The sequence below is a fragment of the Brevibacillus sp. BD137 genome (genome assembly GCF_041644655.1).
GTDB classification, from domain to species: Bacteria; Bacillota; Bacilli; order Brevibacillales; family Brevibacillaceae; genus Brevibacillus; species Brevibacillus brevis_D.
The window spans coordinates 110,227-136,963 of the sequence record NZ_JAOTNO010000006.1 but is presented as its reverse complement, the minus strand read 5'-3'; the positions used below and the strand labels follow the sequence as shown (position 1 = coordinate 136,963).

Below are 26,737 nucleotides of genomic sequence, written 5' to 3'. Positions count from 1 at the left end.
ATGGCCGAGGTGAGATGGATCTACGACTTGACGATCTTTCTCTACGCTGCAAGTGTTCTCTTCTATTTTAACGACTTCTTGCAAAGCAACCGGAAAGTCAATCGTCTGGCTTTCGGGTTGCTTGTTGTCGTTTGGGCCTTGCAAACCGCATTTTTTGTCTCGCAAGCAGTCATGAAGGGATATTTTCCAGTCATTACGCTGTTTGAGACACTCTTTTTTTATTCATGGGTGCTGGTAGGCTTGTCGCTTGCCATTCACTATTTTTTTCGGATTGATTTGCTGGTCTTTTTTACCAATATTATCGGGTTTGTCGTGCTCGTCATGTCGATGTTTTTACCGGAAACGCCGATTGAGGCTGTATCGAGCATTTTGACCTCTGAGCTATTGCTGACGCATGTGACACTGGCCATGTTCAGCTACGGGGCGTTCTCGCTCTCGATGATCTTCTCGGCCATGTACTTGCTCCAGCACAAAATGCTCAAGGGAAGACGGTGGTCACCGTTGCTCAGGCGTTTGCCTAGCCTCGATCAATTGGAAGGCTACGCGTACCGAATGAACATGCTGGGTGTACCGATGCTCTTGCTCTCGATTGTATTAGGGATTATTTGGGGTAAAATGGTTTTGCCGGAGAAATTTCTGCTAGATTCAAAAGTAGTGCTCTCCGTGCTGGTTGTTGCGATCTATTCGCTGTGGCTGTACCAGCGCTATCGGGATACGATGCAGATGCGCAGACTCGCGCAGTGGAACGTCGTGGCGTTTTTGTTACTGCTTATCAATTTTTTAGGCTTCACTACTTCTACATTTCACGACTGGTGGTAGGAGCTGTTCATCAAGGAGGCTGTCATGGGAAAATGGAAAGTGGGAACGCGTCGCAGCAAATTGGCGCTCACTCAAACGAAATGGGTCGTAGATAAACTGAAGGGGTTTGCACCTGAGGCTGATTTTGAATTGCATGAAATCGTGACGAAAGGCGATCGAATCCTCGATGTGACCTTGTCCAAAGTTGGCGGAAAAGGATTGTTTGTCAAAGAAATCGAGCAATCGTTGTTCGATAAGGAAACCGATTTTGCGGTACACAGCTTGAAGGATATGCCTGCTGAATTGCCAGAGGGCTTGGTAATCGGCGCGATTCCGAAGCGTGTTGATCCTCGAGATGTCCTGCTTTCCAAGGACGGCAAGACGTTGGATGAATTACCACAGGGAGCTTTGGTAGGGACCAGTAGCTTGCGCCGTTCTTCACAGATTCTCGCATATCGCCCTGATATTCAAATCGAATCTTTGCGTGGAAATATTGATACGCGCATGCGTAAGCTTGCAGAAGGAAATTTTGATGCGATCATCCTTGCTGCAGCTGGACTTGAGCGCGTGAATTTTGAAGGGGAAATCTCGCAGTTCCTGCCTGTTGAAATCAGCTTGCCAGCAGTCGGTCAAGGTGCGCTTGCCATCGAATGCCGAGCAGACGATGAGGAGACACTCGCTCTCTTGAAGCAATTTGATGACGCACCGACGCGTTTGGCCGTATCGGCAGAGCGGAGCTTCCTGCACAAGCTCCAAGGGGGCTGTCAGGTGCCGATTGGCGCATATGCGACAGTTGGAGAGAACAATGAAATTACGTTGACCGGAATGGTTGGCACCCCAGATGGGAAGCAAATGTTCAAAAACACGGCGACTGGCCAGGATCCGTTAGCGCTGGGCATTCAAGTAGCAGAAGCACTTCTGGCGCAAGGAGCGGGAGACGTACTTGCGGAAGTATTGCGGGAGAATGAGCAATGATTGTCCACGGATCGCACAAGCCGCTGACTGGCAAGTGCATCATGGTCACCCGGGCAAGAAGTCAAGTTCGCGAGCTTGTTGAACAGATCGAGCGGTTGGGTGGAGAAGCATACGCATTTCCCCTGCTAAAAATGATGCCGCCGACGGACACTGCCAAGATCGACGAAGCCATCACCCAGTTGCCAACATACGACTGGGTGGTCTTCACAAGTGTGAATGGCGTGCGCTTCTTCTTGGAGCGCATGCGCGAGGTCGGGGTTGGCCTTGAAGCGTTCACTGGCAAAATTGCTGCGGTCGGTCCGAAGACGGCCAAGGCGCTTGAGCATCACGGGCTCGAAGTAGCTGTCATCCCGTCTGATTACGTCGCGGAGGGCTTGCTGTCGAGCTTGTATGATCAGTTGCACTCTGGTCAGCGCGTTCTGCTGCCTCGTGCAGATATTGCGCGCAAGACATTGCCAAAGGAGTTGGCTCGCTTGGGGCTTGCTGTGACAGAGGTAGACGTGTATCACACTGTCATTGATGCAGAGCACGCTCCAGAAGCAGCGGAAAAACTACAGCAAGGTCTCATTGATATCATCTTGTTTACCAGCTCTTCAACGGTGACGCATTTCATGGCAGCGATGGAGCCCTATGCATCGTTAGACTGGCTCAAGCACGTTCAGATAGCCTGTATCGGACCGATAACGGCAGATACAGCAAAGCAAAACGGACTTTCTGTTCATGCAGTAGCAAGTGAGTACACCGTGGAAGGATTACTAGCAGCTATCATAGAGAATCTGGGAGGGAATCGACATGGCACAAACATTTGACCGTCATCGCCGCCTTCGCAAAAGTGCGGCTATGCGCAATCTGGTGCGGGAGAACCACGTACGGGTGGAAGACTTGATTTATCCGTTGTTCGTAGTGGAAGGAACCGGTATTAAGAACGAGATTCCGTCCATGCCAGGTGTGTATCAGCTCTCCTTGGACACGCTGGCCGAAGAGATGAAGGAAATCGTAGCTCTGGGAATTCAAGCTGTTCTGATGTTTGGGGTACCAACAAATAAAGACGCATGCGGAACAGAGGCGTACAATGATGATGCGATTACCCAGCAGGCGATGCGTTTGATCAAGGAAGCCCATCCGGAAATGATCGTGATTGCAGATACATGCCTGTGTGAATACACCGACCATGGTCACTGTGGTGTCATTCACGAAGGCGAAGTTGTGAATGATGAAACCTTGAAGCTTTTGGGGCAGACTGCCGTTTCCCAAGCAAAAGCTGGAGCAGATATTATTGCACCTTCCAACATGATGGACGGTTTCGTGATTGCAATCCGTGAAGCTTTGGACGAGGCTGGTTTTGAGCACATTCCGATCATGTCCTATGCGGTGAAATACGCTTCTGCCTTCTACGGGCCGTTCCGCGATGCGGCAGGCTCCACTCCACAATTCGGCGATCGCAAAAGCTACCAAATGGACGCGGCCAATGCACGTGAAGGTCTGCGCGAGGCAGCTTCCGATGTTAAAGAAGGCGCGGACTTCTTGATCGTCAAGCCAGGTCTTGCGTTCATGGACATGGTTCTTCGTCTGCGTGAGAACTTCAACCTGCCGATCGTGGCTTACAATGTGAGTGCCGAGTATTCCATGGTAAAAGCGGCAGCTTTAAATGGCTGGATCGATGAAGAGCGTATCGTTATGGAAACATTGGTTGGCTTCAAACGCGCAGGTGCAGATATGATCATTACGTACCATGCAAAAGATGTTGCAAAATGGCTGGCGAGGTGAGCACGAGATGAATAGAGAAAAATCTACTCAGTTATTTGCAGAAGCACAGCATTACATACCAGGCGGAGTAAACAGTCCGGTTCGTGCCTTTAAGAGCGTGGGAGGCAATCCTGTTTACATCGAAAAAGGAGAGGGCTCCCGCATTTTTGATGTAGATGGAAACAGCTACATTGACTACATCGGCTCGTGGGGTCCGTTGATCTTGGGTCATGCGCACCCGCGTGTCCTTGCAGCGATTACGGAAGTAGCTGCGCTTGGAACCAGCTTTGGCGCACCGACTGAGCGGGAAACAGAAATGGCAAAGCTCGTTTGTGAGATCGTGCCATCTGTGGAAGTTGTGCGCATGGTGAACTCCGGTACAGAGGCGACGATGAGCGCTCTGCGCCTCGCGCGTGGCTATACCCGACGCAACAAAATCATGAAGTTCGAAGGCTGCTACCACGGTCATGCCGATAGCCTGTTGATCAAAGCTGGTTCCGGTGTGGCTACATTAGGACTTCCAGACAGCCCAGGTGTACCAGAAGGAACAGCACACAACACGATTACGGTTCCTTACAATGATCTGGAAAGCGTCAAACTGGCATTTGAAGCGTTTGGTGATGATCTGGCAGCAGTTATTGTGGAGCCAATCGGGGGCAACATGGGGGTTGTTCCTCCACAGCCAGGCTTCCTCGAAGGGCTGCGTGAAATTACGGAGAAACATGGGACACTGCTCATTTTCGATGAAGTCATGACTGGCTTCCGTGTAGCACTGGGCGGTGCACAAGAGCTGTACGGCATTACTCCGGATTTGACAACGATGGGGAAAGTCATTGGTGGAGGCTTGCCAGTAGGTGCATACGGCGGCAAACGGGAGATCATGCAGCAAGTGGCTCCAGCAGGGCCAATCTATCAGGCAGGGACGCTGTCAGGAAATCCTTTGGCGATGGCTGCTGGTTTGACTACCTTGCAAGAGCTCAGCAAACCAGGCGCTTACGAGCGCTTGGAGAAGATGTCCGCTCGTTTGGCTGAAGGCTTGGCTGACAATGCTAAGAAGCTGGGCATTCCGCACACGCTCAATCGCGTAGGCTCCATGGTTTGCCTGTTCTTCACAGAGACGCCGGTGATCAACTATGAAACAGCGAAAACATCCGATCTGGAGCGTTTCTCGGCATACTTTAGCTATCTGCTGGAGGAAGGCGTCATGATCCCGCCGTCCCAGTTTGAGGGTATGTTCGTTTCCTTGGCTCATACGGATGAAGATATCGAACGGACGATTGAAGCAAGCTACCAAGCGATGAAAAAAGCGTTTGAATAAAAGCAACGAAATGGAGAAAGCACTTCCTGTCTTATTGGCGGGAGGTGCTTTTTTTGCATTCTTGCAGGATTTTTCCACCAATTGTCAAAATACGAGGTAAAACGCAGATGAATGAGGTGGAGAGATGGAAGGGACGATTGTTCACGTACCGCAAAAACATCTGATTGGGCTTAGCTTCTCCGGTTCTTTTCCAATGCTTGTCGAATACATGCCCAAACTATGGGAGACTTTTTTGAAGCGTCAGGATGAGATCCCTCTCGCGATTTCACCAGATGTACGTTACGACATCAGCGACGAGAATCGGACGCACAAAATGTATACCGAGTACATTGTGGTAGAGGTAGAGCGTTTTGAGCATATCCCTGAGGGCATGGTGGGGTTCACCATCCCAGCGAAGACATACGCTCGTTTTACTCATACAGGACCGATGGAACAGGTCCAAAACACATACCACAGTCTGTTTGGCTGGCTCAACGAGAATGGTCATCAAGTGGACGACCAAGCTCTTCGCATGGAGCGCTACGACCAGCGTTATGTTCCCTCTGTGCATGAGTCTGCTCGCGTCGACAATGCGTATGAAATTTTTATCCCGCTTCGGTAAAAGAACAGGAAGCAGCATCACTAATCGGCCAACACCTTTTATACCCAAAAGCGGGAGGTGTTGGCCGTTTGGTTTCACCAATTGGAATCCAGACTCGTATACTGTATAAAACAGGACAGGGGTGACAAGTGTGGTGAAATTGAAATGGCGTTATCGAAAGCACTTGCGCAAGCGTTACGGTCGGTTGATTTGGAGTGTTCACAAACGGAACAATCGGGAAGGATATTTTAAATCAAATGTCCGGGCACATCATCGCAAGAGTTATCGTATTCTTGTCGCGAACGAATACATTGCTGCATACTTAGCCAAAAAACTCGAGTTACCCGTTGCAAAAGTATTACAGGTTCGTGTAAGAGGACCACGAGGGTATATTAAGCGCGGTCTTGTCTCTGTTAAAGCCAATGCCAGGAAGGTTATTCCTTGGAAAAAGGCGAAGTTATACGTAAAGAAAAAACCGCACAAATATATCAGGAATGCCAAAAAATTAGCACGTTTGGTGGCTTTCGATGCATGGATTCTTAACCCGGACCGTTCGAATCGCAACTTGATTCTCTACCGAAGAAAATCATGGAAGAAATACAAATGGTATGGCATCGATCACGGCATGTCATTGTTTGGCAATCCTGCTAAATGGAATCTTCGTAGAGCAAAGAATAGGTTCTCCTGTAAAAAAGCGTACAAATTTTGCTTGCATACCGGAGACAAAAAGAAGCAACGAATTCCCTGCGGATTGAGACGGTTCACACGGGAAAATCGAAAGCAGCTTGACAAGATGGTGAAAAAAATCCAATCTTTGCCTACTTCAGAAATCAAAAAAGCGATCAAAAGGGTACCGAAAGGGTGTCTGAAAAAGTCCGAAAAAAAATTCATCCAAAAAGTGTTGCAATGCAGACGCAAGCAAATGAAAAAAGTGTTGAAGCGGGTATCGAAGCGTTATGCTTAATTGTCCAGCGACTTGTCCAAAAAACAACCAAGTTTATCCATGATAGTTTGTAAGACTTGTAAGGAAAGGTCAACCTGTAGACCGATGTCTAGGGAGTGTTTTGCGTTTTGTGGCAAACATCGATGAATATTTGGCTTGTAAGTAATGATTCTTTCGAGAGTAGGCTGATGGTAGTGGGGATCGGCAGTACCTGAGACGAGAAAGACATTTTGCTCCAGCGCAAGCAAGTCTGCCACGACCAAATCCTCCCTCAGCAACGGAGTCAACAAGATCGCAGACGAACGGGAAAAACGAGGTTCTTTGAGCAAAGAACATGCAATCGGAACTGTTCCGAGTGATTTCCCGAGAAAGAAAACACGTTCATACTCCTGCTTATCTAGTACCTGGGAGACAACCGTTTGCATATCCTCGCTGATCAAAGCGCTGCGTTTTGCGAATGAGCTGGTTTCGAAATCAGGGATGTCTTTTCCATACGAAGCGTGTACATGGACCAGATCGATCTGTTTGTTCAAAAAAAGCATGGTAGAATAATACAGATAAGGCCTGTCGAACGAATAGCTGGCTCCGGGAAAGAAAAAACAGACGGAGCGAGATGGCGTCTGATTTGCCTGAATGTGCGTGTACGTCATTTCTCTGCCGTCCCTGACGATCACGGAACCTGTTTTTGGGTATACCATCTACTAGCTGCACCTCTTTCATGTTCTTTGGAACAAGGGTTATTGTCCAATCCTAAGGGTCAGTAGCACTTCTTGACAAGAAGTAAACAAACAATAAAGGAGTATAACCGATGAAAAAGGAAGTCCAACTAAGTAACGGCATCAAAATAGCCTATGTAGAAGAAGGAACGGGGGAATCGCTTGTTTTGATCCACGGTTTTTGCGGGAGCTCAGCTTACTGGCATAAGCTAGTGCCGCTCTTGTCTAAAACGCATCGTGTCATTGCAATCGATTTGCGTGGGCATGGAGACAGCTCGGCGCCTGATGAACCGTATTCGATCGAGCGCTTTGCAGACGATCTGGCTTTGCTTGTAGAGGAGCTTGGTTTAGCGAAGATTCATCTGTTTGGACATTCACTCGGTGGCTATGTGACCTTGGCATTTGCTAATCAATACGCGGACAAGCTGGCGAGCTTTGGCTTGGTCCATTCGACGCCATATCCGGATGACGATGCTGCTAAAGCCAATCGGGATAAAGGCGCAGACAACATCCGCCAAAATGGAATGGAGCCGTTTATCAAAGCCCTCGTACCGAAGCTGTTCGCCCCTTCCCATATCGACACGATGAGAGAAGAAGTCCAGCTGGCAAAAGAAATTGGCTTTTTGACGAGCCCGGTTGGAGCCGTCCAAACATTAATCGCTATGCGTGATCGAGCGGATCGCAATCATGTGCTGCAAGAAACGACATTACCTGTACTATTAGTCGCAGGAACAGAGGACCAGATCATTCCTGCTGAAAAAACTTTTACGGTAGATAAAAATAACGTCGAACAAGTGCTGTTGCCTGATGCTGGGCATATGGGCATGGTTGAATCGCCAGAGAAAATGGCTGAAGCCTTCAAGAGCTTTCTAAACAGAAACTAAACAAATATCACACCATAGTCCTAGCAGATTTTGCTATAATGAAAACGTTATCCTATTTATTTATACATAGACGAGAGGGGAAATTATCATGAAAAAGGCACGTCGGATTACGATGACGGCGTTTGCATCTATCGTATTTGCATCGCTGATGTCTTCCTCAGCATTTGCAGCACCATTGCATCCCGTACAGCACGTTGACTGGATGGTGAAAAAGGCAATTGTATCAGCGGGTCAAAATGGCGATCTTGCTTTGGATCGTGCCGTGACTCTCGCAGAAGCTACTGTTGTTTTCTCCAAATTGAAAGAGGCAAAAGTGGGAGCTGCCGCTAAAGGTGCTCATTGGTCTACTCCTTACTTCGACTGGGCAAAGAGCAAAGGTGCTCTTACTCAAGATGACTATAAAAACCCTGCGCAAGCGGTAACATCTGCGAAGCTTACACAAATGGCTGACAAACTGGGCTACAAAGTGAAGCTCGACAACAAGGCGACTGTAACGCGCGGTGAATTTTTCCAGGCATTGGGTGATGCGGCTACCACACATGTAACGATTGCCCATACCAACGATACACACGGTCATATTCAAGAAGACAAGAACCAAAAAGAATTCGGCTTTGCCAAAATCGCAACCTTGCTCAAGGAATGGCGTGCAGAGAACGAAAACTTCTTGCTCTTGGACGCTGGTGATACCTTCCAAGGTACCGTTTTCGTGAACCAATTCAAAGGCGAATCTGTTGTTCCGATCCTCAACAGCCTTGACTACAACGTAATGGCTGCAGGTAACCACGAGTTTGACTTCGGTTATGAGCAATTGCTCAAGCTGCGTGACATGCTCGAGCATCCGGTTATCTCTGCTAACGTATTCAAGTCAGATGGAAAAGAATTGCTGCCACCTGTTTTCAAAGCAGAGATTGGCGGGAAGAAATTCGCCTTTGTTGGTTTCGTAGCGGAAGACACACCTGTATTGACTCACCCTGACAACGTAAAAGGACTGACATTCAAAAACCCGGTAGAAGTGGCAAAAGCGCTTGTACCTGAGCTGAAAAAAGAAGCAGATCACGTGATTGTTGTTTCCCATATCGGCGTGAACGTAGACCGTGAAATCGCGAAAAACGTTCCTGGTATTGACCTGATCGTTGGTGGTCACTCCCATACTCCGCTGAAAGAACCTGAACTTGTAAACGGCACATACATCGTACAAGACTGGGAGTACGGCAAGTCTCTCGGACGCGCTGACCTCTACTACCTCGGAAAAGAACTGGTAGCATTCAGCGGCGGTTTGAAAGAGTACGATGAAGCAGTTGTGGCTGATCCAGATGTAGATAAGATGGTTAAAGAGATCGTGAGCAAGATCGATACGGTTATGAATGTTGTCATTGCGAAATCCGAAGTGCCACTCGATGGTGACCGTGCACTGGTACGTACGAAAGAAACAAACGTTGGTAACCTGATCACAGATATCATGCTGGAGCGCACGAAGTCCATCAAAGGCTATGAGGCAGATGTAGCACTGGCGAACGGCGGCGGAATTCGTACACAGCTGCCAGCAGGCGATATCACGAAAAAAGGTCTGTACACGCTCCTGCCATTCGAGAACAATACACTGGCAGTCGTAGAAGTAACAGGCGAAGAGCTGAAGCAAGCCCTCGAAAACGGCGTGAGCAAGGTAGAAGAGGGAGCAGGACGCTTCCCGCAAGTGAGCGGCATGAGCTTCACTTACAACCCAACCAAGCCAGCTGGTGAGCGCGTAGTAGAAGTAAAAGTTGGCGACAAGCCGCTTGACCTGACGAAAACGTATAAATTGGCAACGATCGACTTCCTGGCAGCAGGTGGAGATGGTTACGAATCGTTGAAAAAGCCATTCTTCAACACAGGCCTGTCCATGTACAGCATTGTGGAGGAAGGTCTGGTCAAGCGTAAAACTGTCAATCCAAAAGTAGAAGACCGCATTGTTGAAGTGAAAAAATAAGGTTTGACCGGACAGGGGTGGAGAAAAACCTCCCTGTCCGTCTTTTATTATGAAGTACCTTGCAATATAGAGTAGCCATTTGGTAAGCTTTTACATGGGTGATGTTGATGAACGTACAGTTTAAAAAAGGGGTTCTGGAGCTGTGTGTTCTCGTCTTGACAGCTAAGCAGGACAGATACGGATACGAACTAGTTGCGAGCATCTCTGAAAAATTCCATATCTCTGAAGGAACGGTTTACCCCTTGCTTCGCCGATTGACCCAGGAAGGATTTTTTACGACCTATTTGGCGGAATCACAAGAGGGACCCCCACGGAAATATTACCAGCTGACAAATCGCGGACGTCAATACATGAATGACCTTATCTTGGAGTGGCGAATATTTAACCGCGGGGTAAATGAGATCATAGAGGAGGGACTCGGATATGACAAGGCGTGAGTTTATGGATGAGTTAAATGCATTACTTAGCGCTTTGCCCGATAAAGAACGCTTAGACATCCTTGCCGATTATACAGAGCATTTTCTCTCGGGTATGAATCAAGGGAAGACGGAGCACGAGATAGCGGAAGGATTGGGAAGTCCGAAGCTAGTGGCACGCGAGCTTTTGGCTGGCTACCGAATTGATCAAGCTCAGTCCACCGCATCGGTAGGGAATATGACGAGAGCGATTGTCGCGACGATCAGCTTGGGTTTTTTCAATCTCGTCTTTGTTTTGGGGCCATTTCTAGGCCTGATCGGTATACTGATGGGGTTGTATGCGATGACTGCCGCACTGTTGGTCGCGCCAGTCGGAATATTCTTGGATTACGGGATTCCTGCTCCATCTCAAGAGCGACTTTTCTTGTTGTTCTCCAGCATGGTTTCCGTAGGCTTGGGCGGTATGCTTGCCATCGGCTTGCTGCGATTGACAAAATGGCTGTATCGCCAGTTCTTGCGTTATCTCCAGTTCAACGTGAAGATGATCAGGGGGAAATAAGATGCGAAACTTAGGGAAAAGACTCTTTGGCATAAGTCTTCTTTTATTCATCATTGGTGTATGTGGAATCATCTGGCTCTTTACGAAGCAAGAAAATTTCTCCTTTTCGTTAAAACAAGTGAATGAAGAGCGCGTGATCGAACAAGAGGTCAAAGCGATTGAGGTGCGGACGGAAGCGTCTGATGTGGAAATCTTGGCAAGCAAGCAACCAAAAGCGAGCGTACGGATGGTTGGGGAAGTATCCGAACAACAGCAGGAGCGACTGGAGTTTCGGAGTGTAATCTCACCAGATGGTACGCTGCTCGTAGAACTGCGTGAACGTCCTCACGTCAATATGTTTTATCCTCGCAATGGGAAGGTAAAGCTGGAGCTCTTCCTGCCGGAAAAGGTGTATGAAAATGTCCAGCTTGAAACGATGACAGGGGATATCAAGAGTGGAATGCTGCATGCAAAGAACACGAAAATATCCTCCGGCAATGGAGATGTGAACGTGTCGGGTTATGAAGGAGAAGCGCTTGACGTCCAGACAGCTACAGGAGATATCAATTTGGCGAATGTTCGCTCGGCCGTTGCCATTGTAAGCTCTACTGGCGAGATTGATAAACTGACAATGCCAGAGCTGACCCATGACGTTTCCATCCGAACGGATACGGGGGATATTCGAGTGACAGTAACCAAGGAGCCTTCTGCAGCACAGCTGGAAGTGACGACAGATACAGGTTCCATCGAAACCACCTGGTCGAACCTTACCTATGAAAAAGACGAGGAATACAGAGTGAAGGCATCGATTGGATCGGGTGGACCCAAAATGACTGTGCGAAGTTCTACTGGGGACGTTCGCATTCAATAGGAGGAGTTTGGAAACACTGATGGATAGGATTGGAAATGGAAGAAACGAAAAGATTTTGACACAAAAGAGACATTCCTTGTCGAATGACGAATGGTATCATATTGAAGGAAACATAATTGTGCAAAGCGAGGTTTATTCATGACCGCAAAAACTTTTAACGATACGTTTTTGAAAGCATGTCGCGGTGAAGCGACAGAGCATGTTCCGGTTTGGTACATGCGTCAGGCGGGGCGTTATCAGCCAGAATACCGCGCCATCCGCGCGAAGCATAGCTTTTTTGAAATGAATTACATACCGGAAGTTTGTGCGGAAGTGACACGTCTGCCCGTTGAGCAACTGGGTGTTGACGCTGCAATCTTGTTTGCAGACATCATGACGCCACTAAAACCGATTGGCGTAGATGTGAATATCGAATCGGGGATTGGTCCTGTAATCGCAAACCCAATCGAATCCTTGAAGGATGTTGAGCGTTTGCTTGAGCTCGATCCGGAAACACATGTGCCGTACATACTTGAATCCATTAAGATCTTGCGTCAGCAATTATCTGTTCCATTGATCGGTTTCGCAGGAGCACCATTTACACTGGCTAGCTATTTGATCGAAGGCGGCCCTTCCAAGCACTATCATAAGACAAAAGCATTCATGTATACCGAGCCAGTTGCTTGGCAGGCGCTGATGGAAAAACTGGGCGATATGACGATTACCTACCTCAAAGCGCAAATTAATGCAGGTGCGCAAGCTGTTCAAGTATTTGATTCGTGGGTCGGTGCATTGAATGACGAAGATTACCGCGAGTACATTACACCAGTCATGACCCGTATCTTCAACGCACTAAAAGATACTGGTGTGCCAACGATCTATTTTGGTATCGGCGCTGGTCATCTTTTGATGGATTGGAACCGCTTGCCTGTTGATGTGGTTGGTCTGGACTGGCGTACTTCGATTACAACTGCTCGTGAAATGGGTGTGACGAAGACGCTGCAAGGCAATTTGGATCCAACGCTTCTACTGGCTCCGTGGGAAAAGCTCGAAGCAAAGGCGAAGGAAATTTTGGATGAGGGCACAAAACAGCCAGGCTTCATTTTTAATCTGGGACACGGTGTATTCCCAGACGCTAAAGTAGAAACGCTGCAACAACTCACGAAGTTCATCCATCGTTACAAAAGGGACATCTAATCAGGAGGGGCGCTTACATGTCAAAGCAGAAGATCGGACTCTTGTTAATGGCGTATGGAACGCCACGCAGTCCTGAACAGATTGAACCATACTATACACACATTCGCCGTGGTCGTAAGCCACCACAAGAACTGCTCGATGATTTAATGGCACGTTACGAGGCTGTAGATGGATTGAATCGATTTGCAGACATTACAGATGAGCAGGTGCGCGCGCTCGAGCTGGAAATGAACAAACGTTACCCAGACCGTGAATTTGTAGGGTACCTTGGTTTGAAGCATATCGCTCCGTTTGTCGAAGACGCAGTAGAGCAAATGAAACGCGATGGAATTACGGAAGCGATCAGTCTTGTTCTGGCGCCTCATTATTCCAGCTACAGCGTCAAAGAATACAATGGACGAGCACAAGAGCATTCCGCTGCAATTGGCGGACCTGTCATCCACAGCATTGAGAGCTGGTATCTGGAACCAGGCTTCATCGGATATTGGGCGGACGCTATTCAAGAGATGTTTGCCGCGATGACGGATGAAGAGCGTGGACAAGCAGTCGTAATCTTCTCCGCTCACAGCCTGCCGGAAAAAATCTTGAAGTCAGGTGATCCGTACCCAATGCAACTGGAAGAGACAGCAAAGCTCATTGCCGAGCAAGCAGGGGTCACTTCCTATGCAATCGGATGGCAAAGCGCAGGAAATACACCTGATCCGTGGTTGGGACCAGATGTACAGGATTTGACCAGAGAGCTGTACGAAGCAAAAGGCTACCAAGCATTTGTTTACTGTCCGGTCGGATTTGTTGCGGAACATTTGGAAGTTCTGTTTGATAATGATGTGGAATGCAAAGCGGTTACAGATGAGCTAGGGGTACATTACTATCGTCCAGCGATGCCTAACGCCAGACCTGCGTTCATTTCCTGTCTGGCTGATGCAGTCGGAAAGAAGCTGGCGAATTAGGGGATCGATCATATGAGCGATAATACCTATCATATTACAATTATAGGCGGCGGCATAACAGGGTTGGCCGCTGCTTTTTACTTACAAAAGGAAATCGAAGCAAAAGGCTTGCCCATCCGTTTTCTACTGCTTGAAGAGCAGGGACGACTTGGTGGGAAAATCAAGACATGGCGTCACGAAGGATTTGTCATTGAGCAAGGTCCCGATTCGTTTCTCGAGCGGAAAACAAGCGCGGCTGAGCTGGCAGTGGACTTGGGGCTTGGGGATGATCTCGTTCGCAACAGTACAGGCCAAGCTTATATTTGGCATCAGGATCGCCTGAAGGCTATACCAGAAGGAGCGGTCATGGGTGTACCGACAAAGGTCATGCCTTTTGTCACGACCGATCTCATTTCTTGGCCGGGCAAGCTTCGGGCTGCTTTGGATCTCGTTCTTCCTGCCTCAAAAGGAGACGGCGATATCTCCGTGGGTGACTTTTTTCGGCGTAGGCTAGGTAATGAAGTTATTGATAATCTTATAGCGCCCTTATTGTCCGGTGTCTACTCCGGGGATCTCGACAATCTCAGCTTGCTTGCGAGTTTTCCTCAATTCGCTAAAATGGAAGAGCAGCATCGCAGCTTGATTGTAGCGATGAAGCATTCTCGCCCGCAAGCAAAAACGCAGGGAAAGCCAAAAGGCATCTTCCTGACGTTGAACAACGGCTTGCAGTCTTTAGTTGAGGCAATCGAGAAGAGCTTGCCTGAAGAAGTCATTTCGAAGAATACCGGTGTCAAAGAACTGGTAAAACGGCCAGACGGGAAGTACACCTTGGTATTGAAAAATGGAGAAACGCTTGAGACGGATACGGTGCTGTTTACCGTACCACATGCTGTGGCAGAGCCATTGTTCCGTCCGTATGTACAAGTTCCTACCCTGCCACAAGCGAAGCCGCATATGGTGGCAACCATCGCGATGGCGTTTCCAGAGTCAGCCATTGATTTAGGGATGGAAGGGACAGGATTTATTGTACCGCGGAATTCTGGTGCAAAAATTACGGCGTGTACGTGGGCGCATCGCAAATGGCCGCATACGACGCCGAAAAACAAAGCCTTGCTGCGTAGCTTTGTAGGGAGAGCAGGAGAGCAATCCTTCATGGAGCAAACGGACGAGGAAATTCTGGAGGTTGTCCTCCGCGATCTGCGCAAGATTATGACGATTCGAGCAGAGCCGGATTTTTATAACGTATCACGCTTGCAAAATGCCATTCCATACGTTGTGGGACATCAGGCTTGGGTGCAGGATGTGAACAATCAATTAAAAGAAAAACTCCCTGGTGTTATCGTGGCAGGTGCGTCGTACAGTGGCGTAGGTGTACCAGATTGTATTGATCAGGGGAAAAAAGCAATAGCAGAATGGATAGCTTCAGTAAAACCGGGGAGATAGATAACCCCGGTTTTTCCTTTTTTTTCGGTGCTAAACGGCTCGTCCTGTCCATATAGTATAGGGAAATGTCCTGCACTTGAAAGGAGGAGCACGAATGGCATTACAGGATGGGCAACTCTCTTTTGCCATCAAGGAGACCATTTTCCTCTCATCCGATAGAGCTGGAATAGGTGAATTGCAAGAGCTGGAATTGGTTCCAGATGTGGAGGTGTTGGAAAACGACTCCTTCATTTCGATCACGGGTTGCTTGCAATTAGTAGGGAAGTACGAGCCAATCAGGGAAGCCGCAGAAGCGACAGGCGGCGAAGGAGAATCGCTGGTTGAGGCCATGACTTTTACTCCCTTTCGCCAGGAAGCATCGGATCAAGCCTTTTATGGCTGGGAGGAACAGATCGGTCATCGCATTCCGTTGAATATCACCATTCCATTGGATCGGATTACGGAGATCGGCGACATCTACGCGATTGTGGACAGCTTTGACTACAAACTGGAATCACCGCATCAAATGCTAATCGATGCCGATCTGAAGATTTTAGGGATAGTCCTTGGGAATCGAAATGAACAAGCAGAGCAGATCGAAACGCAGGCTGCCGGTCCAGACGAAGAAGCATGGGAATACACCTTCGCTGCTGGGGATGATGGGCAGGAATATACGGAGCAGACGTCCCTCGATGACATTGATCAAAAGCTGAGTGCGCTGGAGGAGGAATTGGAGCGGCAGGCATTGCCAGCATCCTATGAATCAACCGAATCTCCTTCCATGTTCGATACCCCGGCTATTGCTCAATCCAATGAAGATGAATACTACGAGCAATATGGGGATGTACTGGAAGTGGCTCAGCCCGATCAACAAGAATCTTGGGAGACTGCTCCGATTTCGTATGACTTCGATTCCCAACAAACTGCTTCGTACGATTCTTCTGACTCCTATTCCGAGCAGCCGGTATTGGCAGATGAGCAAGAACAGATGAGAGAAATAGCCGAAAAAGAACAGGGACATGAGGAGCCAATACTGGCTCTACACGATCAACAGGCAATCGGATACCAACCAGTTTCTAATGAACCTACTGGCTCATCAGTCGAAGCAGAGTCACAGGAAGCTGTGCAGGAAGCAGCTGTGCATGAAGCTGTGCAAGAAGCGGTGGAAGCTAGTGTAGTATCTGAGCCAGAACCTGAGCAAGAAGCAGAACCAGTCGTTGCAGAAGCAGTCGTAGCAGAACCAGAGGCTGCCGCGGAAGATGTAGAAGTACGAGTGGCGATTTCAGGGAAACCCTCCAAGGAAGAAAAAAGTAGCGTGAACATTACTTCCATCTTCTCTCAAGCGAGTCGTGCCAAGCAGGAAGCGATGGCACAGGAGGCGGAATCTTCCTCTAGCTCTTCACGATATGGGTCTACGGCGAATGCCAGCCCTTCTACGGTGGAGGCCATGCAAAATCTCACATCGTTTGTCCGGAAAAAAGAAGAGCGCTCCAGTCAGCTGAAAATGTGCATTATTCAGCGCGATGAGACGTTAGAGCATATTTCACAGCGATACTCCTTGCCAGTTTCAAAAATCGTGGAAGTTAACCGATTAACTTCTGAGCAGCTCGTAGCAGGGCAGATTCTGTACATCCCACAATAGAGGAGTGGGGGACCGTGGATAAAATTGATCTCTCCGAGGTTTTCCAGCAATATCGGGCCCGCGTAATCCGAATTACGCCCCTTGATGATTGCTATTTATTGGAGACAAACCGGGGCCCCAAAGAACTCCACGTTTGGCCGCGTGTAGATGTGATGCGCTGGTCGTTTGCCTGGCGCGAACGACTGGCTCGTCAGGGGTTTCGAGAAGTGGAGCGGTTTATTCGGACGAGAGACACCAAGCCATTTTTGATTTTGGGTAAACGCGGCGTTACTATGACGGACCACCACAGACAAATCGAAGACTATCAGCCTGGCCAGGACACTGCGAGGCAATGCGGACGGGTGATCGCGATGATGCATCAGTCTCAGCAGGAGAGTCCTTTACTGTCCGGAAGTGATTTGCTCAAGCAGGAAAAGCAGCAAGTAGAAGAAAAAGGAAGACGTGCCAAAGAGCTGGTCGAATCATTTCGAGCCAAATATGAGAGGAATTCTAAGGAAAATCGTTGGGTATCAGAACTCATGACCCCTATGCTGCAAAGAATGGACCGTTCCGCTACGATGTTGGCCCATGAGCGAATTACCACGGAGGCAGTCGCTGTATCCCATCGGGACCTTTTGCGAAACAACTGGGGATTGATAAACGGGAAACTGTACTTGAGAGGCTTTTTCAGGCCGGTCATATCAGTCCAGCAACGCGATGTTGCCACCTTTTTGCGCGATCATTTTTTAACCCATAAGGATTTGAAGCAGATAGACGCTTTTTTTGACGGCTATGAAGAAATCAAGCCACTCACCTATGGAAACTATTCGTTGATACTTGCCTTTATGGCTCGTCCCCGTGAACTGTACAGGGGTATCGAATCCTACGTGAAACGGGTATCACTGAATCAAGAAGCGTCGATCGCTGGTATTGAGCACGCCTTGCAGAGCCAACAATCTGTTGACTTGCTACTTCGACATATTGCAGAGCGGGCCGAGCGTTCGAGAAGGGAGGGAGTCTATGAGTCGGTATGATGACATTGCTCCTTTGTTCAAAGAGTATGACATGTATGCCCAGAGCATTGACGTTTTAAAGGAGCCAAATGTATTTAAGGCGACGACTCCCTACGGCTCCTTCGTATGCAAACGAGCGCAAGTACCCGCGCAACGTCTTGTTTTCGTCAGCGATATGCTGCGCCAATTGCAGCACCGCGGATGGGATGGGGCTGTTCCTTTTACGTATACGAAATACGATGATCCTTTTGTTCAACAGGGTAGCACTGCCTATTATGTAACCCCCTGGCAGCCAGGGAGTGAGGAATGGGCCGAGCAACCCTTGTCTTGGGCGCCCCCCGCCTTGGAACGTTTGGCGGAGCTTCATCATTTGACACAAAACTATCGCTACGATGACCCTAGACAGGTAGAGCCGCTTGTCGACTCCTTGCTGAACCGCTGGCAATATTGGCAAGAACAAATGAATAAGGCGGCAGCTCTTGCGCAGGAGCGCAAATACCCTTCTCCTTTTGATCTGGTGTTTTTGGCAAATAAGGAGTTTATTGAGGAAATGGCCCAAACAGCGACAGACTTATTGACCGATTGGCGAGAACGTCATGAGACACATGCTCATTTTCGCTTATCGCTGATCCATGGTAACCCGAATCCAGAGCATGTTGTACCAGATCGATCGGGAAAAGGACGGCTGCTTAATTTTGATCGTGCCAGTTTTGATACACCAGTACGCGATTTGACGCTATTTTATCGTACTTATTTTCAAATGGCGGGGGATGAGGTTGGGGCTTCTCAACTATTCCATCGCTACGCCGAGATATTTCCGCTGCAACCGGAAGAAATTGAACTGATGGCTTCGTTTCTGTCCTATCCGGAGAGGATCATGAGGGACCTGGATATTTACTATCATCATCCCCGCGAGTGGAGCGAGCTTTACGCTGTCCAACGTTTTGAAAAAGATATGGACCGCCTGATGCGCCTGCATCGTTGGGTCCAGCAAGCCTTTTAATGAGCAACGTCTCACCGCGTGGGGCGTTGTTTTTCTTTTTATAACCATTCAAGAGAGATGGCAACATAGAGCATGGCTAGCAAACCAAGAAGGATGACATCAAAAGAGGTAGGAAACACAACCGTTCGGACAAACTGAAAAACCAACAGCGGAAAGAGCACCTGTTTGCATCCGTATTTGATCCGTAAATACGTGGGGTTATACTTCCAACGAAAATTCATCACAATCACCTCATTCCAGCATATGCGCGTTAACTTTGGACAGTGTCTACAACCTTGAACAAACGCCTAAAACATTTTCGTGGAAAGCAGATAGTGGTTTGAATGGCGCCTGAAAAGGGAAGGTGTAGGGCAGGAAGGCTAGGACGAAACGAATAAAGGTGATCATAATGTTTTTGAAAATTGCCAAAACCCTTTGCGCAATTCCCGAAAGAAAGAATTATGCTAAAGTGTGTATGGGAGTGGCCCGGGGATGAATCATCAATTGGTCAAACTAATGGAATTAAAACAGAATTATGAGTATCTGGTGATGACCAGCAATGAGCAAAGCAAGCGCCAGGTCAATTACGAGAGTCTTATGCCATTTATAGAAGAGTTGGTCGATACGTGGTTCGTGAAAATGGACAAGCCGTGCTTCCTGTCGATCTCGTTTGAATCGGCTTTAGGTGTTGTTTATTTTCGAATCGAGCGTGGCAACAAAGAGAGCGCAAAAGTGCAGCGCGAAGTAGAGGAGCGCATTGTTGTCTCGGAACAGTGTGATACCGCTCAAACACCGCGTTATGTCCGTTTGTTCGCCCAGAGTAACGTCAACGACCGTGAGCTAAAGGAACTGGAGAAATCTTTTTATGGGTTACTCCTCGTAAACATCCGGGCGTTGATTCTCAGATGTCAACAGGACCAGTCATCAGGACAGCGAGAAATTGAGATGGAGATGAAGCTGGCTAGACGCATGCAGTCGATGCTCATTCCCACAGAAGAATTGCAGTTGACCAGTTTGCGAACAAGAACGGTTTACGCACCAGTCGATTATGTCGGCGGAGATTACATCGATTATCGACAAATTAATGATCGCTACACTTGTTTTATCATTGCGGATGTGTCTGGTCACGGTTTTTTGGCCAGTATTTGGGCAGCGGGGATTAGGATTGCTGTACGGCAGGTGTTGCAGTCCAGCTATTTGCCGGATGAGATTTTGGAAAGACTCAATCAGTTGCTTTATGCAGATTTGGTGAAAACCCGTTCTTACATTACGATGCTGGTTGCTGTCTATGATGAGGTGGAACACAAAATTCGATTTAGCAGGGCAGGACATCCTCAGCCTTTTTATTTGTCCAAATCGAATCCAACCGTATTAGCCTGCAAGGGTGGGGTAGGCCTAGGGCTTTCGCCCGATAGCACGTACCAAATGGAGGAGGTACCCTTAGAAGAAGAGGGTATGCTATTACTCTACACAGATGGTTTGATTGATACAGGGAGAAAAGATGTGTTTCGAGGAAGCAGGCATTGGCTAGAAGAACTAACCTCCTTATTACATATGCCTGGTGACAGTAAGCAGGAGTCGATGGATCGAGTTGAGTCCTACTTAATGGAGATAACACAGCAACGACAACAAACGGATGATATTTCTGTGTTGATTCTTCAATTTGAGCCTGAAGAGAGTATAGCCCTCGTGTAGTTGCGTCAGTGAATAGGAGGATGAACTGTGATTTTGTGTGAGCGTTGTCCGGACAATCCCACTTGTGATAATTGCCTTGTCGCGCTACGTTCTGGCGGTGCAGCGAATAAAGTCGTTCCGCCCCGCACTGTTAAGGTGACGAACCTAGCAACGATGGAATCGTACCAGGCGAAGCTGGTAGCAGTGAGTCGGACGACCATTGGGTTAAGCAGTTCTGATCATGATTTGCACGGACGCATAGAAATAGAGCTCGCCTATGATTTCCGAATTATCGGTAGCGGATTGCGTGGTATAGCAGGTGATCCTTACCACATTATCGATATCGAAAAGGTTTTGCGACGGGAAGATGTCCTGGAGCGATTGCTTCTGGAAGAATTTCACACGTGGCACATGAGTGGCGAATTGGACCCTACAGACGTCTTGTTACATTGGAAGGATCGAGACGACGAGCGGGGGCGATTAATCAAACAAGAGATTCAAAAGCTATCGATACTGCGTCAGATCGAGACCATTTTCCTCTATCTTTACGATGAAGGGGAAGTGCGTCCGCTGGGTGACGCTCGTGCAAGTGTGGAAGTAGAGCGAGAAATGCAACGACTGGTCGAAGAGGCGGCTGGAACGGGCGGACCTGTGAGGGAGCAAATTGTCACCTCGGATGGAACAAAGGTGTTTGATTTATACACATCTGTATTGCCAGATCGGACCTGTGGAATCGCCTTGATTGATGTCACCGCCGTCATTGCAGAAGAACGAAAACGCAAAAGACGGGAATGGGAGATCTACAAAGATATTCTGGGTGTGGTCACAGAAGGTAAGCTGTTGTTGCTTAGTGATGAAGAATTATTTTTCTTGCTTCGGGAAGGGCATAAGCTCCTGGCGATTGATATCCGTTTACCGGAGCAGCTTGCAGAACTACGTAAAATGTTCAAGCAGGCCTTGGAACCACAAGGCATTTCTGATAAACGATTGCTGCAGTTTCTTGTTGCGGTCAACGAAGCTGCTTCGAATACGTTGAAGCACGGAAATGGTGGTGTGGTCACGTTATACTTGTCGAACGACAGGCAGATGTGCCGGGCTGTGATCCATGATGAAGGGCAAGGAATTTTGCTCGAGGATATTCCGCGTGCTACCTTACAGCAAGGATTTTCTACACGCCACTCGCTTGGAGCCGGCTTTCACGTGATCCTGCAATACTGTGATCGTGTATATTTGAGCAGCTCGCTGGCGGGTACAAAGCTTATTTTAGAATGTAACCTTTCGCGTTAAGCAACGATTTCCAAAAAGCCAAATGTTTGCAAGTGAACGAAAATGGGTAATATAGTAAAAGGACGAGCAGATTGGGTGTACCGATACCTATTGAGAGGAGTTTGAGCATGGACTACCGCGCAACAGAGGCGAACGGACAAGCTACATTGTTTTTCGTCGGAGAGTTGGACATGGCTGTAGGAGATCGAGTGGGTGAATTGCTCCAGCAGTATGGAGGGCGAAATCAATCCGTTACCGTCGATTTTCAAGGTGTCTCCTTTGTAGATTCTTCCGGTATTGGAAGCCTGTTTTTTACCACGAAAGAACTGTTGGCCATGGGCAAGCAGGTAGAAATCGTCAATGTCCGAGAAGAAATTCTCGATATTTTGGGCGTTCTCGGTTTTACCGAAGCACTGGGCATTGCAGTTGGAAAAGTGGGCGAAACCCGGGTTTGACGCCAAACAGCGTGATTGTATATAATAGTGAAAGCTAACAATAAGACAACTACATACGATATGAACGATGAGTGGGAAGAGTAAGTCAGGACGCCTTGGCAGAGAGGAGAATCAGTAGCTGCGAGATTCTCTAAGGTCATGAATGGCTGAAGGTCGCCCAGGAGTTTTTTCGGTGAAAGCATGTGCCTAGCCGAGACCGGTTCGCAACCGTTATCTTGTCAGAGTGAACACGCCATAAGCATGACGTTTATCGTGTGTTAACAAAGGTGGTACCGCGAAAATAATCCTTTCGTCCTTTGCGATGAAGGGTTTTTTTATTTTTTGCAAAGCAAGCCATGCTAATAGGAGGAGTCGTACATGTCTACACAGCCAACAACCGACATCGACCAATTGCTGCCGAAAAACTATGATCCAAAAGCAGCAGAGAACAAATGGTATCCGTATTGGATCGAAAAACAATTTTTCAAGGCAGAACGTGACCCGAATAAACGTCCGTTTACGATTGTTATTCCACCGCCGAACGTTACTGGTAAATTGCATTTGGGCCACGCACTGGATACGACTTTGCAAGATATCATTACGCGTACCAAGCGTATGCAAGGCTACAGCGCCTTGTTCTTGCCAGGTATGGACCACGCCGGTATCGCAACCCAAGCGCGGGTAGAGGCTACCTTGCGAGAAGAAGGCATCTCTCGTCATGACCTGGGCCGCGAAAAATTCGTGGAAAAGGTATGGGAGTGGAAGCACATTTACGCTTCTCATATTCGTGAGCAGTGGGAAAAACTCGGTCTTGCTCTGGATTACTCCCGCGAGCGTTTTACCATGGATGAGGGCTTGTCCCAAGCTGTACGCGAAGTATTTGTTCGCTTGTACGAAAAAGGCTTGATCTATCGCGGCAATCGCATCATTAACTGGGACCCTGCTGCTCGCACGGCTTTGTCCGATATTGAAGTAATCTACAAGGAAGTAAAAGGTGCGCTGCATCACATGCGTTACCCATTGGCGGATGGCACCGGTTATATCGAAGTAGCTACAACCCGTCCTGAAACGATGCTAGGTGATACGGCTGTAGCGGTACATCCGGAAGATGAGCGTTACAAAGACATGATCGGCAAAACCGTGATTTTGCCAATCGTAGGACGCGAAATTCCAATCGTAGCAGATGACTACGTTGATCCTGAGTTTGGGTCTGGCGCTGTAAAAATTACGCCAGCACACGATCCGAATGACTTTGAATTGGGTCTTCGTCATCAGTTGCCACAAATCGTTGTCATGGATGAGACGGGCACGATGAACGAGCTGGCCGGTATCTACAAAGGCTTGGATCGCTTTGCATGCCGCAAGCAAATCATCAAAGACTTGACGGAGCAAGGCGTTATGTTCAAGGTTGAGGAGCATATTCATCAGGTTGGACATAGTGAGCGCAGCGATGCAGTCGTAGAACCATACCTTTCTACCCAATGGTTCGTAAAAATGCAGCCATTGGCTGACGAAGCACTGGCTAATGCAAATAGCCCAGAGAGTGTGAAGTTTGTCCCAGAGCGCTTCAAGACGAACTACCTGCGTTGGATTGAAAACATCCGCGACTGGTGCATCTCCCGTCAGCTTTGGTGGGGTCACCGAATTCCTGCATGGTATTGCGGAGATTGTAACGAAACGATTGTATCTCGCGCGGATGTGACTGAGTGCCCAAGCTGCCACAGCCACAAGCTGGAGCAGGACAACGACGTTCTCGATACATGGTTCTCCTCTGGTCTGTGGCCGTTCTCGACGCTGGGCTGGCCAGAAGAATCCGAGGACATGAAGTACTTCTATCCAACGAATGTCCTGGTAACAGGCTACGATATCATCTTCTTCTGGGTAGCTCGTATGATGTTCTCAGGTCTTGAATTTACCGGGAAAAGTCCGTTTGAATCCGTTTTGATCCATGGCATTATTCGCGACTCCGAAGGCCGCAAAATGTCCAAATCACTCGGCAACGGTGTCGATCCGATGGAAGTAATCGAGAAGTACGGAGCGGACGCGCTACGATACACACTGGCGACCGGGAACTCTCCAGGGAATGACCAACGCTTCTATTGGGAAAAGGTGGAGGCAAACCGCAACTTCGCAAACAAGATTTGGAACGCGTCCCGTTTTGCCTTGATGAACCTGACTGACTTCAAATACGAGGAAATCGATTTGAGCGGTGAGCTGTCTACACCAGACAAATGGATTCTCTCCCGCCTACAAGCAACAATTGCAGATGTAACCCGTCTGTCTGATGCATTTGAATTCGGTGAATCTGGCCGTGTGCTTTACAACTTCATTTGGGATGACCTGTGTGACTGGTATATCGAGATGGCGAAGCTGCCATTGTACGGTACCGATGAAGCGGCGAAGAAAACCACCCAATCCGTTCTGGTAACGGTTCTGGATCAAACGCTCAAGCTGTTGCATCCGTTCATGCCGTTCATCACGGAAGAAATTTGGCAGGCATTGCCGCACCAAGGCGAGAGCATCACAGTAGCACCTTGGCCAACCGTTAACGAGCAATGGATGTTTGCAGAAGCAGAAAGCGAAATGAACCAGTTGATGGATATCATCCGCAGCGTGCGCAACATCCGCGCTGAAGTAAACGTACCCATGTCCAAGAAAATTGAGCTCTTGATCAAGCCAAGCGATGCACTGTCCGCTGAGCGACTGACACGCGGTGAGCAGTATCTCACTCGTTTCTGCAACCCTGAGCGTCTGGAAATCAGCCTGGATCTGGCTACGCCTGATAAAGCGATGTCTTCCGTGATCACGGGAGCAGAACTGTTCCTTCCACTGGCGGGCTTGATCGATATCGAGCAAGAGCTGAAGCGCCTGGAAAAAGAAGTGGCGACACTCAACGGCGAAGTGGAGCGCATTGAGAAAAAGCTTAACAATGCTGGATTTATGGCCAAGGCACCTGAAAAAGTAGTCGAAGAGGAAAAAGCGAAGATGGCAGACTACATGGATAAGCGGGATAAGGTGATTGCACGACTTGCTGAATTGAAGGGCGAATGATCCGCCATACCATCGCATATTTTTGAGAATGGAGCATTGTGGTATGCATGCAGAAGAAGGGTTTGTAGAATACACCCAAGCGCTCGACTGGCTGCATGGACTGCTCAGGTTCGGTCAACGGCCGGGGCTTGAGAGAATGCAGTGGGTTTTGGAGCAGGTAGGACATCCTGAGCGGAGAATCCCGTTTATTCATGTGGCTGGCACCAATGGAAAAGGTTCAACCTGCGCATTCCTGACGCAAATGCTGATGGAAGCCGGATATAGTGTAGGTACATTTACCTCCCCCTATTTGGTGGATTTCCGTGAACGCATCCGTTACAACGGCAGCATGATCGCGGAAGAAGATCTATTGCAGCTGGTGAATGAAGTCAAGGTGTGGGTGCAACGATGCGAACAAGAAACAGAGTATGGTTCCCCTACCGAATTTGAAGTGATTACGCTGATCGCCATTCTTTATTTTTCAAGAGTGGCGAGACCAGCGGTAGTCGTTTGGGAAACAGGACTAGGCGGGCGATTGGATTCGACGAACGTCGTCCTTCCGCTTGTTTCGGTCATCACGAATATCGGCATGGACCATACACAAGTGCTGGGAGAAAGCTTGGAAGATATTGCCCGGGAAAAAGCGGGGATTATCAAGCCGGGTGTTCCTGTAGTCACAGGTGAGGTTAGGCCGGAACTTCTCGCGGTTTTTGAGGAGCGCGCGAGACAAATGAAGAGTACGCTATATCATATAGGTGAACATTTCTGGGCAGAGCAGGTAGAGGAGCAGCTGGGTGATCAACAGTTTCGTTACAAAAGCATTCACCGTCGTGCGGAAGCATCCTACCGTCTTACCATGAATGGCATTCACCAAACAACCAATGCAGCCGTTGCTTTAATGACTATCGATGTCCTGCGAAATTACTTCTCTTTCTTGCTGGAGGAAGAAGAAATATCTCGTGGTTTGCAACAAACGCGTTGGCCTGGTCGTCTAGAAGTCATCTCTCCAAGACCAATGGTTATCTTGGATGGGGCACACAATCAGGAAGGAATGGAGGCGCTTGTAAGCAGTCTGGATCGGTTGTTGCCGGACGGAGTACAGTTGCATTTGCTCTTTTCTGGATTGGCAGATAAGCCGCTCGCCAAAATGGCAGAGTCGCTCGCACCAGTTAAGTCAAAAATCAAAAAGCTGCATGTGACAACCTTTGACTTTCCGCGTGCAGCCGAAGCCAATAGCTTACAAGAGTCGTTTTTAGCCGGAGGCTGGGAGCAAGAGTTTCTCGATGCAGTCCCAGACTGGCGGGCGTTTCTCCTTTCTTGGATGCGGGAGAAGCAATTAGCGAAGGCGGATGACTGGCTGGTCGTCTGCGGTTCGCTCTACTTCATCGCCCAAGTACGCGCATTCTTTCCCACTATAGTAGAAGAGGCAGGTGAATAGG

Annotated in this window: 25 protein-coding genes and 1 other annotated feature; of the genes, 23 read left to right on the top strand and 2 right to left on the bottom strand. The window is 48.5% G+C overall.

What is annotated here, in order from left to right; genetic code table 11:
* From ODZ53_RS15530 to ODZ53_RS15500, 7 genes are all read left to right on the top strand, one after another.
* The gene (locus ODZ53_RS15530; protein WP_012685522.1) at positions 1-819 is read left to right on the top strand and encodes a cytochrome C assembly family protein; all 819 of its coding nucleotides are present in this window, start codon (positions 1-3) and stop codon (positions 817-819) included.
* Positions 820-843: 24 nt separating this feature from the next.
* Positions 844-1,773 (top strand): hydroxymethylbilane synthase, encoded by a 930-nt coding sequence (gene hemC / locus ODZ53_RS15525; RefSeq protein WP_372678125.1) that lies wholly within the window; start codon positions 844-846, stop codon positions 1,771-1,773.
* A complete protein-coding gene (locus ODZ53_RS15520; protein ID WP_372678123.1) occupies positions 1,770-2,582 on the top strand; it encodes a uroporphyrinogen-III synthase in 813 nt (270 codons plus the stop codon). Before hemC ends, ODZ53_RS15520 begins: the two co-directional genes overlap by 4 nt.
* Positions 2,566-3,540 (top strand): porphobilinogen synthase, encoded by a 975-nt coding sequence (gene hemB / locus ODZ53_RS15515; RefSeq protein WP_372678121.1) that lies wholly within the window; start codon positions 2,566-2,568, stop codon positions 3,538-3,540. The genes ODZ53_RS15520 and hemB overlap by 17 nt, the downstream gene beginning before the upstream one ends.
* Before the next feature lie 7 nt (positions 3,541-3,547).
* On the top strand, positions 3,548-4,837 hold the full coding sequence (gene hemL / locus ODZ53_RS15510) for a glutamate-1-semialdehyde 2,1-aminomutase (RefSeq protein WP_142495654.1): 1,290 nt from the start codon (positions 3,548-3,550) through the stop codon (positions 4,835-4,837).
* A 124-nt stretch (positions 4,838-4,961) separates the two neighbouring features.
* Positions 4,962-5,438 carry a GyrI-like domain-containing protein gene (locus ODZ53_RS15505; RefSeq protein ID WP_372678119.1) on the top strand — a complete coding sequence of 159 codons (477 nt, stop codon included), beginning with the start codon at positions 4,962-4,964 and terminating at the stop codon, positions 5,436-5,438.
* Between the two features lie 133 nt (positions 5,439-5,571).
* Positions 5,572-6,381 carry a hypothetical protein gene (locus tag ODZ53_RS15500; protein ID WP_372678117.1) on the top strand — a complete coding sequence of 270 codons (810 nt, stop codon included), beginning with the start codon at positions 5,572-5,574 and terminating at the stop codon, positions 6,379-6,381.
* Here ODZ53_RS15500 and ODZ53_RS15495 read toward each other — a convergent pair.
* Entirely contained in the window at positions 6,378-7,058 is a 681-nt protein-coding gene (locus ODZ53_RS15495; RefSeq protein ID WP_372678115.1) for a nitrogenase component 1 family protein, read from the bottom strand. The genes ODZ53_RS15500 and ODZ53_RS15495 overlap by 4 nt on opposite strands.
* Before the next feature lie 110 nt (positions 7,059-7,168).
* On the opposite strand from ODZ53_RS15495, the gene ODZ53_RS15490 reads away from it, so the two are divergent.
* The 11 genes from ODZ53_RS15490 to ODZ53_RS15440 all read left to right on the top strand — a co-directional run bounded on the left by ODZ53_RS15490 (position 7,169) and on the right by ODZ53_RS15440 (position 18,915).
* Positions 7,169-7,960 carry an alpha/beta fold hydrolase gene (locus ODZ53_RS15490; protein ID WP_372678113.1) on the top strand — a complete coding sequence of 264 codons (792 nt, stop codon included), beginning with the start codon at positions 7,169-7,171 and terminating at the stop codon, positions 7,958-7,960.
* 88 nt (positions 7,961-8,048) lie between these two features.
* On the top strand, positions 8,049-9,926 hold the full coding sequence (locus ODZ53_RS15485; protein WP_372678111.1) for a bifunctional metallophosphatase/5'-nucleotidase: 1,878 nt from the start codon (positions 8,049-8,051) through the stop codon (positions 9,924-9,926).
* Positions 9,927-10,033: 107 nt separating this feature from the next.
* Positions 10,034-10,363, top strand: coding sequence for a PadR family transcriptional regulator (locus ODZ53_RS15480; protein WP_012685531.1), 330 nt, complete (start codon positions 10,034-10,036; stop codon positions 10,361-10,363).
* A complete protein-coding gene (locus ODZ53_RS15475) occupies positions 10,350-10,901 on the top strand; it encodes an HAAS signaling domain-containing protein (RefSeq protein WP_012685532.1) in 552 nt (183 codons plus the stop codon). Before ODZ53_RS15480 ends, ODZ53_RS15475 begins: the two co-directional genes overlap by 14 nt.
* Position 10,902: 1 nt before the next feature.
* Positions 10,903-11,751 carry a DUF4097 family beta strand repeat-containing protein gene (locus ODZ53_RS15470; protein ID WP_064200741.1) on the top strand — a complete coding sequence of 283 codons (849 nt, stop codon included), beginning with the start codon at positions 10,903-10,905 and terminating at the stop codon, positions 11,749-11,751.
* 138 nt (positions 11,752-11,889) lie between these two features.
* On the top strand, positions 11,890-12,927 hold the full coding sequence (hemE, locus tag ODZ53_RS15465) for a uroporphyrinogen decarboxylase (protein ID WP_372678108.1): 1,038 nt from the start codon (positions 11,890-11,892) through the stop codon (positions 12,925-12,927).
* 17 nt (positions 12,928-12,944) lie between these two features.
* Positions 12,945-13,877: a ferrochelatase gene (hemH, locus tag ODZ53_RS15460; RefSeq protein ID WP_372678106.1), complete on the top strand. Its 933-nt coding sequence runs from the start codon at positions 12,945-12,947 to the stop codon at positions 13,875-13,877.
* A gap of 12 nt (positions 13,878-13,889) precedes the next feature.
* On the top strand, positions 13,890-15,299 hold the full coding sequence (hemY, locus tag ODZ53_RS15455; RefSeq protein WP_372678104.1) for a protoporphyrinogen oxidase: 1,410 nt from the start codon (positions 13,890-13,892) through the stop codon (positions 15,297-15,299).
* Between the two features lie 94 nt (positions 15,300-15,393).
* Entirely contained in the window at positions 15,394-16,920 is a 1,527-nt protein-coding gene (locus ODZ53_RS15450) for a LysM peptidoglycan-binding domain-containing protein (protein WP_372678102.1), read from the top strand.
* A 14-nt stretch (positions 16,921-16,934) separates the two neighbouring features.
* A complete protein-coding gene (locus ODZ53_RS15445) occupies positions 16,935-17,933 on the top strand; it encodes a phosphotransferase (RefSeq protein ID WP_372678101.1) in 999 nt (332 codons plus the stop codon).
* Complete coding sequence (locus ODZ53_RS15440; protein WP_199929030.1) at positions 17,920-18,915, top strand: phosphotransferase; 996 nt, start codon at positions 17,920-17,922, stop codon at positions 18,913-18,915. The genes ODZ53_RS15445 and ODZ53_RS15440 overlap by 14 nt, the downstream gene beginning before the upstream one ends.
* 38 nt (positions 18,916-18,953) lie before the next feature.
* Here the strand turns inward: ODZ53_RS15440 and ODZ53_RS15435 are convergent, their stop codons facing one another.
* Complete coding sequence (locus ODZ53_RS15435; RefSeq protein WP_026133903.1) at positions 18,954-19,136, bottom strand: hypothetical protein; 183 nt, start codon at positions 19,134-19,136, stop codon at positions 18,954-18,956.
* Between the two features lie 250 nt (positions 19,137-19,386).
* On the opposite strand from ODZ53_RS15435, the gene ODZ53_RS15430 reads away from it, so the two are divergent.
* From ODZ53_RS15430 to ODZ53_RS15410, 5 genes are all read left to right on the top strand, one after another.
* Positions 19,387-20,589, top strand: coding sequence for a PP2C family protein-serine/threonine phosphatase (locus ODZ53_RS15430; protein WP_372678098.1), 1,203 nt, complete (start codon positions 19,387-19,389; stop codon positions 20,587-20,589).
* 27 nt (positions 20,590-20,616) lie between these two features.
* Positions 20,617-21,855 (top strand): ATP-binding protein, encoded by a 1,239-nt coding sequence (locus ODZ53_RS15425; protein ID WP_372678096.1) that lies wholly within the window; start codon positions 20,617-20,619, stop codon positions 21,853-21,855.
* A 107-nt stretch (positions 21,856-21,962) separates the two neighbouring features.
* A complete protein-coding gene (locus ODZ53_RS15420) occupies positions 21,963-22,289 on the top strand; it encodes an STAS domain-containing protein (RefSeq protein WP_007726674.1) in 327 nt (108 codons plus the stop codon).
* Between the two features lie 58 nt (positions 22,290-22,347).
* Positions 22,348-22,589 (top strand) — a binding site (T-box leader).
* Positions 22,590-22,646: 57 nt separating this feature from the next.
* Complete coding sequence (locus ODZ53_RS15415; RefSeq protein ID WP_012685543.1) at positions 22,647-25,319, top strand: valine--tRNA ligase; 2,673 nt, start codon at positions 22,647-22,649, stop codon at positions 25,317-25,319.
* A gap of 43 nt (positions 25,320-25,362) precedes the next feature.
* A complete protein-coding gene (locus tag ODZ53_RS15410) occupies positions 25,363-26,736 on the top strand; it encodes a bifunctional folylpolyglutamate synthase/dihydrofolate synthase (RefSeq protein WP_289677160.1) in 1,374 nt (457 codons plus the stop codon).
* Position 26,737: the final 1 nt, after the last annotated feature.

What these genes read in the sequence shown, in the direction of transcription:
- ODZ53_RS15435 (WP_026133903.1), bottom strand. Translation starts at nt 19,136, where the DNA reads ATGAATTTTCGTTGGAAGTATAACCCCACGTATTTACGGATCAAATAC.
- ODZ53_RS15490 (WP_372678113.1), top strand. Translation starts at nt 7,169, where the DNA reads ATGAAAAAGGAAGTCCAACTAAGTAACGGCATCAAAATAGCCTATGTA.
- ODZ53_RS15440 (WP_199929030.1), top strand. Translation starts at nt 17,920, where the DNA reads ATGAGTCGGTATGATGACATTGCTCCTTTGTTCAAAGAGTATGACATG.
- ODZ53_RS15480 (WP_012685531.1), top strand. Translation starts at nt 10,034, where the DNA reads ATGAACGTACAGTTTAAAAAAGGGGTTCTGGAGCTGTGTGTTCTCGTC.
- ODZ53_RS15450 (WP_372678102.1), top strand. Translation starts at nt 15,394, where the DNA reads ATGGCATTACAGGATGGGCAACTCTCTTTTGCCATCAAGGAGACCATT.
- hemB (WP_372678121.1), top strand. Translation starts at nt 2,566, where the DNA reads ATGGCACAAACATTTGACCGTCATCGCCGCCTTCGCAAAAGTGCGGCT.
- ODZ53_RS15420 (WP_007726674.1), top strand. Translation starts at nt 21,963, where the DNA reads ATGGACTACCGCGCAACAGAGGCGAACGGACAAGCTACATTGTTTTTC.
- ODZ53_RS15475 (WP_012685532.1), top strand. Translation starts at nt 10,350, where the DNA reads ATGACAAGGCGTGAGTTTATGGATGAGTTAAATGCATTACTTAGCGCT.
- ODZ53_RS15470 (WP_064200741.1), top strand. Translation starts at nt 10,903, where the DNA reads ATGCGAAACTTAGGGAAAAGACTCTTTGGCATAAGTCTTCTTTTATTC.
- hemH (WP_372678106.1), top strand. Translation starts at nt 12,945, where the DNA reads ATGTCAAAGCAGAAGATCGGACTCTTGTTAATGGCGTATGGAACGCCA.
- ODZ53_RS15530 (WP_012685522.1), top strand. Translation starts at nt 1, where the DNA reads ATGGCCGAGGTGAGATGGATCTACGACTTGACGATCTTTCTCTACGCT.
- hemY (WP_372678104.1), top strand. Translation starts at nt 13,890, where the DNA reads ATGAGCGATAATACCTATCATATTACAATTATAGGCGGCGGCATAACA.
- ODZ53_RS15415 (WP_012685543.1), top strand. Translation starts at nt 22,647, where the DNA reads ATGTCTACACAGCCAACAACCGACATCGACCAATTGCTGCCGAAAAAC.
- hemC (WP_372678125.1), top strand. Translation starts at nt 844, where the DNA reads ATGGGAAAATGGAAAGTGGGAACGCGTCGCAGCAAATTGGCGCTCACT.
- hemL (WP_142495654.1), top strand. Translation starts at nt 3,548, where the DNA reads ATGAATAGAGAAAAATCTACTCAGTTATTTGCAGAAGCACAGCATTAC.
- ODZ53_RS15520 (WP_372678123.1), top strand. Translation starts at nt 1,770, where the DNA reads ATGATTGTCCACGGATCGCACAAGCCGCTGACTGGCAAGTGCATCATG.
- ODZ53_RS15485 (WP_372678111.1), top strand. Translation starts at nt 8,049, where the DNA reads ATGAAAAAGGCACGTCGGATTACGATGACGGCGTTTGCATCTATCGTA.
- ODZ53_RS15410 (WP_289677160.1), top strand. Translation starts at nt 25,363, where the DNA reads ATGCATGCAGAAGAAGGGTTTGTAGAATACACCCAAGCGCTCGACTGG.
- ODZ53_RS15495 (WP_372678115.1), bottom strand. Translation starts at nt 7,058, where the DNA reads ATGGTATACCCAAAAACAGGTTCCGTGATCGTCAGGGACGGCAGAGAA.
- ODZ53_RS15430 (WP_372678098.1), top strand. Translation starts at nt 19,387, where the DNA reads ATGAATCATCAATTGGTCAAACTAATGGAATTAAAACAGAATTATGAG.
- hemE (WP_372678108.1), top strand. Translation starts at nt 11,890, where the DNA reads ATGACCGCAAAAACTTTTAACGATACGTTTTTGAAAGCATGTCGCGGT.
- ODZ53_RS15505 (WP_372678119.1), top strand. Translation starts at nt 4,962, where the DNA reads ATGGAAGGGACGATTGTTCACGTACCGCAAAAACATCTGATTGGGCTT.